Here is a 9953-nt window from a genome sequence, read left to right on the forward strand (position 1 = left end):
GCGGGCATTCCGTATCAGGATATTTCGGAAGTCGGAATAGTCCGGAACTCTGGATATTCTCCGACATCGTGAATACGCAAGGTCCAGGGGATGACCGTCTGTTTTCCTGTAATTTGCGCGGTAAGCCAATCACGAGGTCTTGCTTGTTCAACTATTGAGCACAAGTTTTGAAAGAGCAGCTCAGAACCCCCTTCATTGAGCAAAAATTCCACAGTGCGGAAATTGCGCTCCCGCTTAGCTTTCTGCCCGGAAGACTGATAGCGAATTCCGTTGCCGTAGCAAAGCTTTTTGCAGATTTCCGTGGCATTGATACATGTTTTTCCGCGCGGAAGACTGAATGCCCAGCCTACTTTACTGTTATTCGTTAGTTCAAGTCCATAATCATGTTCTGCCATTTCCGCGTCCTCTTTGCCGGGGTTCAAGCAGCTCGCGCTGCAAAAACGCCCCGCCGACTTGGCTCCGCGGTGCGGAAATGCGCGGAAAGAGTTCAGAAAGACAAAAACTCCCAGAGCACGGCGGTGGCGCCAAGGCGGCAAAATGGGCAAACAGCGCGCGCTCAACTAACCCACGGAGCAGGCCATTGCCGAAATCTATGGCGATTTTCGCCAATACAAAAGGGGAATATATTGAGCAGCAAAGTTCAAGGGCCGCCTTCAGATGACAAATGAAAAAAAAGAGCAGGGCGACCTGGCAATAAGTGCGGCGCCCGAAAAGCAATCCATCCAGACCGCTGACGCCTTGGACGCGAGAAACGCGGCAGCCTCGGATGTCAAAGCAGTGCTGGCACTAAATCAAGACGCACACTCGGGAAGCGCGGGTGGCGACCAGTTAGAGAGCATTCAGATAATCGCCCTGGACGAAAGGGGCAAGCAAAAGGTAGTAGCGGAGCGGCCAAAAGAGGCAAAGCAAGAGCCAGCGATAACGACCGACTTTCTAAGAGAGCGAGCAAAGCAGCCTGATATCTGGGCTCAGAAGTTTGTAGACCAAATTGAGAAAGCGGAGAAATTACCAGCGCCTTATCGAGACGGGTATTTAGCCAAGATCTTGAAAGAAGCTGAGGCGGTTTACCGCCCGAAAGGTGCAACCTATAAGGCGGGAAACGACCCAAACCTGATGGATACCGGTACACTGCTAGCAGTAGAGGCTCAGACGAATCCAGCTGCAGAGCCAGTCAAACTCTTAAACGAGTGGGTGGAGAAGCAGCCAGAAAGTCCACAGAAGCAAGCTTTCAGGCAAGAGGTGCGGCAGCAAGCAGCCGATCTTTCCCCTGAGATGCAAGCCAGAATGGAACATCTGGCGACAGTGAGACGCAAAATAGATGTGGCAGGGCTAGAAGAAGGCGGCGTACATCAGGCGATAAGACCAGACCAGCTAGTGCTCCAAGGTCATGTAGAGCACAAGGAGAATCCCTGGCAGGCGTTCAATAACCTTAGACCGGATCAGCAAAGAGACATAGTCAAAGCATTCGAAGCCGCTGGTGCCGTTGGTCAAAACGCTTATGAAGAGCAGATAGAGGCTGTATCAGAGTCAATCCCAAAAGGATTCTACAACGTTGGAAAAGGGCTTTTAGACACAGGAGTAGCCGCCGCTACGTTTGTACTTGAATCGGTCAAAGAGCCGGATAAAGTACCGAAAGCCACAAAGGAACTGGCAGAACATCTATCGCAGGCAATAACAAGCGGCGTAGAGCTAGCGAAGTTTGCAGCCGGGCAAGCCCAAGACATGGCAAAGACCGGCGATTACAGCCCGGCGATAAGGGCAATAGGGTTTGTAGTCGAGACGGCTAATGAGCGGTGGCAAGCCATGCCGCTGGAGCAGCAGACAGAAAAAGGCAGCGAGTTAATAGCAGAGATGGGCGTAGGGGCGCTCATCGGAGTCTGGCACAAGCTGGCGAAATCTGGCAAGCTGATCGACGCCCTGGAGGAGATAGCGGAGCATCTAAAAGAACTTACAGCGCCTGGACGAGATAAGGCGAAGCGCGCCATGGCAAACTTTATCGATGATGTTTTGCAGCCTAGAGGACTGGTAGCGCAGCCGGTGGCAGAGGGCAACGGGATTAGGCTAACTGATACGGTCCAAGAATCGCAGGAGAAGGGCTTCAAGGATCACATCGTGGAGATGGTGCGGTACTTTGAGGACGGCAACAAGTCACCAATATCAGCAGAGAAAGCGGCAGAGAAAGCCAAAGTAAGTAAGCAAGATTTGAGGCGCATGACCGAGAGCGAACTAGAAGCGCACGGTCTGGAAAGCATTCAGAAGTCATATGACAGGCTGTTTTTTAGCAAATACCCACATCTAAAAGATACCGGCGTTGTGGTTCATCATGCGTTGCCTCAGATGCTCTTGGATAAGCGTACTGGCTATTCTGGGCTGTTTAAGGCTAGAGAAGTAAATTCAATTGAGTATTTACGAGGCGTTCCCCTTGATGCGATGCAAGATGGTAAATGGGTACACGACATCATTACAGCCAGATGGCGCACTTTCTTGCCTCACGGACGAAAGGTAACCAGGCAGCAAGTGCTGGATGAGTTAAGGGCGATAGATAAAGAGTTTGGGCAATATTTTGTGCCGCCCATGAAGTGAAGGGATAACAATGAAATTCTATTTTTACGAACCGCAGGTAGCGGCAGAGGACTACGGTGCAAAGACTGTATATGCTGACTCCGAGTATATTGACGTTGAAAAATTGCATATTGAATTTCGGAGGTGGCCACAAGACGATCTGCAATGTTGCCAGTATTGTTTTATTGGAACGGAGCGTCTAAGACAGGAGCTAGACAAGCTATCGCCGCCTATCACTGGTGTTGACTTTGAATCAGTGGAGGTAACAGGAGACGACCAGGAGTTCAATAGAGTCTGGCGGCAAGGGCGGCCGGACTCCGCTTTGGGTAAGTGGTATTGGTTCAAGATAACTGGTAAGCCGGGCGCGAAAGACTTTGGACAAGACTATCGTTCAATGGATTTAGTAATTTCGGAGCGAGTGGTAAAGGTGTTGGAAAAATTTCCATTGCCGTATAAGCGAGAATTCCGCGTTTGGCATGCGGGATTGGCTAAATGAACTTACATCAATGTCGTTATAGCCAGATGGAGATGAACAATGCCAGCTCATCTCCGAAAATAAACTCTTCTTCAACCCGCTCAAAATACAGTTATCAAGAAAATATAATTATTAGTGGTGAGATCTAATCAAAAATTGTTCAGTGGCGCAAGGCTTAAGCAGCTCATCATCATGTTCTTCACATAATTGATCAGTGTCCGCAAAACGTGTAAATCAAGAAACACTCAACACCGCATTTAGTGTCACCATAATAGCATGAGAAATGTTAGTCTCTCTCATCAAGCTGAAGCAACTGAGTCAATAGTTAGCTGAACGACTTTTCCCAGAGAAACAGCTCGTTCCCTCAACTCTGATATATACGCCAGAAGCCAATTACAGTCCTCTTCAGATGGTGCAATCAGAAGCTCTCTCGCCAAATGAGTAATCAAATTCATGAGAGTGCCTTCTGAGACGTTTTGAGGCTCTCGCTTCAAGAGATCATTGACTCTATCCCGCCACTTGTCAGAAGCAGCCTTCTCGGACCTTTGAGCGGTATCGATTTTTTTCCGTTTTTCTCTCTCATCTCTCATTTTGAGTTCATAAAGAATTCGACGAGATGCCAAACGACCCGGCGGCATAATTTTTTCGTGCTCTGAGGAAGGGGGCTTGCTTTCTTGTGAAGCAGCCCCCTTCACAGCGTTATACTCGTGTAAAGCAGTTTCCAAGCGCCCACCACGAAGCTCCTCCATTGCTGGTTTCCAGAGTTCGGGGTATTTGTCGATCGTCCGGCTACTCACTCCACACTTGAGAGTGATGTCACGAGTGCTGAACTGAATGCCCGCTTCTTTAAAATCCGCGACCGCAGCAATGATTTTCTTCTGTGCTGTCGTTGCTCGATTGGCATTGTTCCTGACCCAGGAAATAGGAACGACTGGCTCATATTTCTGCGCTTCTTTTCCGCGCCGGTGTGGCGGCTGCCAGTGAGTAGCTCGCTCGATATGTTTCTGCGCTTCCGCGCGCCCGGAAGTAATGTCTTTGCTCATACCATGGTGCTTGGCTTTGAGTATTTCTTCGATGAGCCACTTACGCTCTTCTTCAAAGCCGTATCCACGAGGCGAGATCAGTCGCTCCGGATCACCATAAAACAGGTAATGCCCCATGGCAAAGACTGCATCAGCGCGCTGCCCGGCGGCAGTCAATCCATGTTCGTAATAGTGTCGGCCTCGAAGATAGGAGTCGCAATTTATTCCAGGTGGCATTTTATGGAAAATCTGCCGGACTGATTTCTGTGCTTCCTCGCCTCCAATGGGCGCCATTTCTGGTCTCAAAGACACGACTTCCGAGCGCGGAAATTTTGAATTAGCCTGAACAACTATTTCTGCTTTGATTGCTTCGGTTCTTTCCACAAACGCGCGCATCTTGTGAAATAGATGATAAGGATTTACAGAACACTCGATATCGCGGGCAAACTGAAGTATGGCCTCGTCCGGGCTTATCTCGTCCCGCTCTTCGCGCACGTGCTGGTTGTGCTCGTTGAGCCATGCAAAGCCTGGCTGCAATGGAAGTCGAAGCCCCTGCCCAAGAGACTTGTCGCCGGGATTCGGAAAAAGCTCGAGTTTTCCTTTGGCTACTTCAAAGTCATGCAGACTGAAAAGCTTATACAACTGCTTGTACAGGTCGCGGCTACTCACCGGCGCGTCGAAGAAAATGTAGATATGCCAGCCACCAGAATCGGATGAACGATAAAGATTGAAACCTTCAATTCCGGCTTTTTGTAGCAGCGCGGAAATCTTGGAAAAGCCCGCTTCATTGTGATACGGGCTACCGTTATCTATATCAAGCACTGCATACTTGCTGGCTTTGCCACTTCGAGTTCCGATGTAATAGTTCGGATGGATGCACGCAGCAGCTTTAAGGATCTCAGTGTCAGAGAGGCTCCAGTTCTCGTTGGCAGAGAACCACGGACCGCCCGCTATCGGGCGGAGTATGTAAGCATATCTATGAAACAACTTGAGAAAAGTTGTGACTGCTTCTTCGGTACGAGCCGAAAAATATTTTGCGCGTGAGAATCTAGCTGGCTGGCCTGTTTGGGCTGCCAGAGGCTTTAGTCCGGTCGTAAGCGTTCCTCTTTCTAATTAAAGACGAGTTGACCTAGCCGGATCGGTGCATTATGCTTGCGCTATCTCAGGGCGTCATCCAAACTCCTGAATCAAATCGCATAACCGATCCGTTAAGTGATCTTCAAAAGCACCGCCTGCAAGCGGTGTTTTTTGTTATTGGCTAGTTGTCGTGAGCCTCCTTTGAAGGTTGCATGACGCCCTGGGCGTCGGTTGGAAAAACTGAGAAAAGGCTGGGAAAAGAAATTTCAGGTTGAGCATCAGCGGGCAAATCAGAACGGGCTCGCTTCTTCCGTTTTGGTCTTTCTTTCGGCAACTCAAATTGAACAACATGAGAGTCGACTGGAAAGAGTAAGAGTTGCCGGCCACCAGGCACTTGCACTTGCACTTGCGTAGCAACGCCAGGTAATTCTGCCGGCGGAGGATTTATGTGCGCCGATTCTTGAATATGGGTATCGAGAGCTGCTTCTTCCTGTGCTGTAAGCGTCTCGTCTGCGATAGGTTGCGGAACTTTAAATTCAGTAAGCTCGATAGTTTCGACAACTGGCGTCGCAGTTGTGCAAAGCGTTTCTTCAGTAATACCAAGCCTTTCGAGGATATCGGACGGCACCGAGTTGAAATGCAAGTCGTGCAAAAACATAGCCATTGCAGGTTCTATGGCTATCTGGTCGCACTCAACTTTGATTAAGAAATCGTCGTTGAGCCAGGCAAAGCCTTGCTGGAGTGGCAAAACAAATGGCGTTTCGGTATCGTGAATGACTACTGTTTCGTTTTTCAATAATGAAGCGATCACGTGCGCGGCATAGTCAGTTTCAATAGGCTCGGAAAAGGCGAGGAAAATCTGTACAGCGTTTGAGCCAGATTCCTTATACAGGTTGGGTTTCAAGCCAGCATCCTGGAGTTGCTTTACGACAATTCGGGCGCCCTCAAAATCGATTCCTTCATCGCCAGTTTCACAAGACAACGCAAGATAGCTCGTCTTTTTGTCTAGCAAACATGCCCGGATATTCTTTGAAGAGCCGCCCAGTGACCCAAGAATCGAATCATCTTCCAAGTAGTGAAATTGGCTCATCGCACGCCAGGCTGTACCACCGGTAGCGCGGAAAGTCGAGCCAAAACGCTGCGGAAATAGAGCCAAGAAACGCTTCGGAAGCAGGGCGCTATCTAATTGTTCTGGTGCCATCACGTTGGGTTGGACACCTTGTATTGAAGTGCTAATTTTCGGGCTCTCTTTCTAGGGAGATTTATCGGATACTTCGGTGAACGTCGGAATCGGGCTCTGATATTTGATCGACATACTATTGGACATATTGCCAAGAAGTGGATCGCTGCCACTATAAATGGTGCCTTCTAAAGGATCAACACTTTAGATCCTGGAGGCCGATGTCTAGCGGCTCTTCTGTGGGCGGGGAAATTTCTGCGTTCAGGCAATGGTGGGATATTGAGGCGCCCGTTAGCCTTTTGGATATAGATTGATCAATTTTTGATCTATAAGACTTCCGGGGTTCGGAAACGAATTTGGAGCCCGGCAATATATAGGATAGAGAAGTAAGATCAACTGCGGAAATGGCACGAGCGGTTTTGAAAACACCGGTGTGGCTATCTGGTAGCAACTTTTAGACTTTCTAGCTTAGTAACGAGAGGCACCACTAACGATATCAGAATAATATGTTTTAGCAACCACTTTTGAGAAATTTCCTCGCTGGTTTTTCCAAATGCGGAAATCTAGACCAAGAATTTTCAAGCGCGGAAGGCTCGCAAGCTAGCCAATAATGGGCGTCTTTGGAAACGAAGCATCGCAGGCGAAGAAAGGGGGTTCTTGGCACCAGAGAAATGCCCGGAAGCATTTCCTCGCTGCCGATAATCAATTTCCGCACATGCCCGAAGCCCACTTCCGGGCAAATCGCCAGCCCAGAGGTGAAATCGAGCGACAAAAAAGAGGATAAGCCGGGAAGGGCTGATAAATATTGCTACCGCATATGCCACCACGGCAAAGCTCGGCAAATCGAGGCAACGAAATCGAAGAAGCGAAGAAACTCCAAAACAGCCACAGAGTAAGTGTTTTGAAAAGCTCGGAAGTGCCACCACAGAAAAACTTCTGAGGATTTCTGTGGTGAAAAGATCTCTTTTGATTATAATAAAACTGCCCTTTTTTAATCGATATATACAACCGAACGCCACTAGATATGGAGCTGCTATATGAGAACGGTTACTGTCAAAGAAGCTGCTGATGCACTGGGTCTGACCACCAGGGCGATCACTTCAAGACTGGCCAAAGGTGACCTCAAGGGTACGCAAAAGACTAACGCCTACGGCGTCAAGGAATGGCGAATCTACCCGACCAAGGAAATAGCCTCGAAACTGAAGCTAGATCTTGATTCGGATGTAGCGGAGAACGACTTTCCTCCACTGGAAGAAACCGTCGACGCTGAAACAATCTTTGAAGAAGTTCAAGAGTCGCAGCATCAAACTTGGGTAGAGGAAGAACGCAGTCGGCTCCGGCTTCTAGCAGAAGAGATGATGAAGCCTCTTGTAGAAACCATTCGTGCTCAAGAACAACAGCTTCAAGAACAAGGCAGACAGCTCAAATTATTGCCCGACTTTCAAAAGCAAGCAGAGGACGAGCGCAAAGCCGCGCATTTGAAAGCAGTTGAAGCAGCAGCTCTTGAGAAACAGATTGACGCACTCAAGGCAGAGAAAGAAGAGTCTGACAAAGTCAAAGAGCAAGTCGCAGCCCTTGAGCAAACTCTCGAAGAACAAGAGCGAGCCAAGAACGCGGAAATTGAAGCCCTTACAGCAGAGAAAGATGCTCAATTGAAAGCCGTTGAAGAACAACTTGCGTCATTGTCGCAAACTGTCCAAGACTTGAAAAAACCTTGGTGGCAGAAGCTCTTTAGTGCTCCGCCAGCCGAAGAATAACTCAAGCCAGCAAAATCAGCTATCGACGGGAAGGTTTTCCAAAGCTTCCGCTTGGTCGGCATGCGTTGGGAGACTGTAACGCATGGTTGTTTCGAGCTTCTTGTGACCGCCGACTTGTGCAACCAAAACGACATCGACGCCATTGCGAACCAAGTTTGTTAGGCAGGTGTGTCTAAGTGTGTGCGCGGAAACGCCCTCTATGTTCGCGCTTTGGGCAAGCGATCGTATGGCGTGATCGATTGAATCCACCGACAAACGACTGCAGCGATTGGAAAGAAAAAAGGCTTCGTCGCCAGAGCCCGGAAATTTCTGCCGACGCTCATCAAGCCATTCTTGCGTATTCGCATGAATTTGGCCGGTGAATCGCATTTCAATTTGGCCGCTTAGTCGCATGTTTTTAGCCTGCTCGTCGCATTTAATCTGGCCGTTTGCCAAGAAGGTCTTCAGTGGTGGTCAAGCTTTTTCTCCGTTTTTAGGATCTCGGCGAGTTGGACCACCTAACTCGAGCCGATATGATCCATGTACCACGCGGTCAAGGATTGCGTCGGCTAACGTCGCATTTGCAAATGTCTGATACCAGTCTTTAACGGGCAGCTGTGATGAAATAATGAAAGAGCCGGTTCCAGAGCGATCGTCGGCGACCTCCAGCATGTCACGGCATTGTTCCTCTGTGATTGGCACCAGTGCAAAATCATCCAGAATGAGCAAATTATTTTTCTTAAGTCGGGCAAGCGCGGCGTGATACGTATTTTTAAGGCGAGCGACCGTCAACTCCTGAAAGAAACGCGGGGCTCGAAAGTAAATGACGGAATGATTGAGACGACACGCCTTTTGCCCGAAAGCGCATGCTAAGTATGTTTTGCCGACACCGGTTTTACCGGTAATCAAAACGTTTCTATGATCTTTTATCCATTGACCTTCAGCAAGCTGAGCGACAACCCGCTTATCGATTCCTCGGTTTGGTTTGAAATCGATATCTTCCACGCATGCGCTATCTCGCATTTTGGCCGCCTTAAGGCGTTTAGAAAATTGCGTTGAATCTCGCTCTGAGCACTCTGCGTCAACCAGCAGCGCAAGCCGATCTTCAAACGAAAGAGTGTTTGCATCTTGAAGTTGACTTTGCTGTTCTAGTGCGCGGACCATCCCGGTTAGTCCGAGATTGGTCATCTTTTCAACTGTTGGATTTTTCAGCATTCGTTGCCCTCCTCATTGGTAGTATTCCGAGCCTCGTATATTCTCGTGATCAATATTTCCGATACGAAGCGTTAGTTGCTCAGGCAGGCTTTTGACACCAGCCAGGAGAATGTTTTTTACGACACGATATCCAATTGATTGGAGGCGAATCGCCTGGGTGCAGGCGAGCTCAACCTCCTCATCTCCGAAATTTGCCTTCAGAGTTTTCACAATTCCGAAGCATTCAGAGTAGCTAAGCTGTGGGTATAGCTTCGCTCCCAAGAGTGTTTGCACAACCGTTTTGGTATTTGGTCCAATCTGAGCGGCTTGCTCAAGAAAATATTCCGATGACAATCCTCGGTACAAAGCGTGCGCTGGCATTTCATGTTCGGGGAGAGTCGTTGTTCCACCCTCAGCCCAACTCCGCACATGGCTGGCGATACGAGTATTGCCGTGCAATACCTCGACTGCGTACTTGGTGAAGCGAATATCTACTACTTGGTGCGCATATTTGAACGGAACCGAGTAATGATGTCGTTGCACATTTACGTGATAGTCCCGCGGCACACGATAGCCAATAATCCAATCTTCAAACTCAAAATCTTCGCTCGGTAATTGTAGCGGCTTGAGATTATCCGAGCTCGGAACTGCAATCATCGGCCCGTTTCGGCTCAAATTAGACTGAGACTATAACTCGCTCGGATTCA

The 9953-nt window shown here is 48.8% G+C and carries 9 protein-coding genes; 3 read left to right on the top strand and 6 right to left on the bottom strand.

From position 1 onward, the window contains the following. Positions 1 to 14 precede the first annotated feature (14 nt). Positions 15 to 395 (bottom strand): hypothetical protein, encoded by a 381-nt coding sequence (locus tag EKK48_24015; protein ID RTL37344.1) that lies wholly within the window; start codon positions 393 to 395, stop codon positions 15 to 17. Between the two features lie 262 nt (positions 396 to 657). Here EKK48_24015 and EKK48_24020 point away from each other — a divergent pair, with 262 nt between their 5' ends. Together EKK48_24020 and EKK48_24025 are read left to right on the top strand one after the other, a co-directional pair. Then, positions 658 to 2583: a hypothetical protein gene (locus EKK48_24020; protein ID RTL37345.1), complete on the top strand. Its 1926-nt coding sequence runs from the start codon at positions 658 to 660 to the stop codon at positions 2581 to 2583. Positions 2584 to 2593: 10 nt separating this feature from the next. Then, the gene (locus EKK48_24025; protein ID RTL37346.1) at positions 2594 to 3058 is read left to right on the top strand and encodes a hypothetical protein; all 465 of its coding nucleotides are present in this window, start codon (positions 2594 to 2596) and stop codon (positions 3056 to 3058) included. Positions 3059 to 3336: 278 nt separating this feature from the next. On the opposite strand, the gene EKK48_24030 is transcribed toward EKK48_24025, so the two are convergent. Both EKK48_24030 and EKK48_24035 read right to left on the bottom strand, forming a co-directional pair. Beyond that, a complete protein-coding gene (locus EKK48_24030) occupies positions 3337 to 5046 on the bottom strand; it encodes a hypothetical protein (GenBank protein RTL37347.1) in 1710 nt (569 codons plus the stop codon). Between the two features lie 271 nt (positions 5047 to 5317). Next, positions 5318 to 6337, bottom strand: coding sequence for a hypothetical protein (locus tag EKK48_24035; protein ID RTL37348.1), 1020 nt, complete (start codon positions 6335 to 6337; stop codon positions 5318 to 5320). A gap of 1016 nt (positions 6338 to 7353) precedes the next feature. Between EKK48_24035 and EKK48_24040 the strand changes: the two genes are divergently transcribed. Continuing rightward, positions 7354 to 8073: a hypothetical protein gene (locus EKK48_24040; GenBank protein RTL37349.1), complete on the top strand. Its 720-nt coding sequence runs from the start codon at positions 7354 to 7356 to the stop codon at positions 8071 to 8073. A 15-nt stretch (positions 8074 to 8088) separates the two neighbouring features. On the opposite strand, the gene EKK48_24045 is transcribed toward EKK48_24040, so the two are convergent. Genes EKK48_24045 through EKK48_24055 form a run of 3 tightly spaced genes read right to left on the bottom strand, consistent with a single transcriptional unit; the run spans position 8089 to position 9903 of the window. Beyond that, positions 8089 to 8508: a site-specific integrase gene (locus EKK48_24045; GenBank protein ID RTL37350.1), complete on the bottom strand. Its 420-nt coding sequence runs from the start codon at positions 8506 to 8508 to the stop codon at positions 8089 to 8091. Positions 8509 to 8526: 18 nt separating this feature from the next. Next, the gene (locus EKK48_24050; protein ID RTL37351.1) at positions 8527 to 9267 is read right to left on the bottom strand and encodes a hypothetical protein; all 741 of its coding nucleotides are present in this window, start codon (positions 9265 to 9267) and stop codon (positions 8527 to 8529) included. Positions 9268 to 9279: 12 nt separating this feature from the next. After that, positions 9280 to 9903, bottom strand: coding sequence for a hypothetical protein (locus EKK48_24055; protein RTL37352.1), 624 nt, complete (start codon positions 9901 to 9903; stop codon positions 9280 to 9282). Between the last annotated feature and the right edge of the window lie 50 nt (positions 9904 to 9953).

The organism is Candidatus Melainabacteria bacterium, from assembly GCA_003963305.1.
Taxonomy (GTDB): Bacteria; Cyanobacteriota; Vampirovibrionia; order Obscuribacterales; family Obscuribacteraceae; genus PALSA-1081.

What these genes read in the sequence shown, in the direction of transcription:
- EKK48_24035 (RTL37348.1), bottom strand. Translation starts at nt 6,337, where the DNA reads ATGGCACCAGAACAATTAGATAGCGCCCTGCTTCCGAAGCGTTTCTTG.
- EKK48_24050 (RTL37351.1), bottom strand. Translation starts at nt 9,267, where the DNA reads ATGCTGAAAAATCCAACAGTTGAAAAGATGACCAATCTCGGACTAACC.
- EKK48_24025 (RTL37346.1), top strand. Translation starts at nt 2,594, where the DNA reads ATGAAATTCTATTTTTACGAACCGCAGGTAGCGGCAGAGGACTACGGT.
- EKK48_24040 (RTL37349.1), top strand. Translation starts at nt 7,354, where the DNA reads ATGAGAACGGTTACTGTCAAAGAAGCTGCTGATGCACTGGGTCTGACC.
- EKK48_24020 (RTL37345.1), top strand. Translation starts at nt 658, where the DNA reads ATGACAAATGAAAAAAAAGAGCAGGGCGACCTGGCAATAAGTGCGGCG.
- EKK48_24055 (RTL37352.1), bottom strand. Translation starts at nt 9,903, where the DNA reads ATGATTGCAGTTCCGAGCTCGGATAATCTCAAGCCGCTACAATTACCG.
- EKK48_24015 (RTL37344.1), bottom strand. Translation starts at nt 395, where the DNA reads ATGGCAGAACATGATTATGGACTTGAACTAACGAATAACAGTAAAGTA.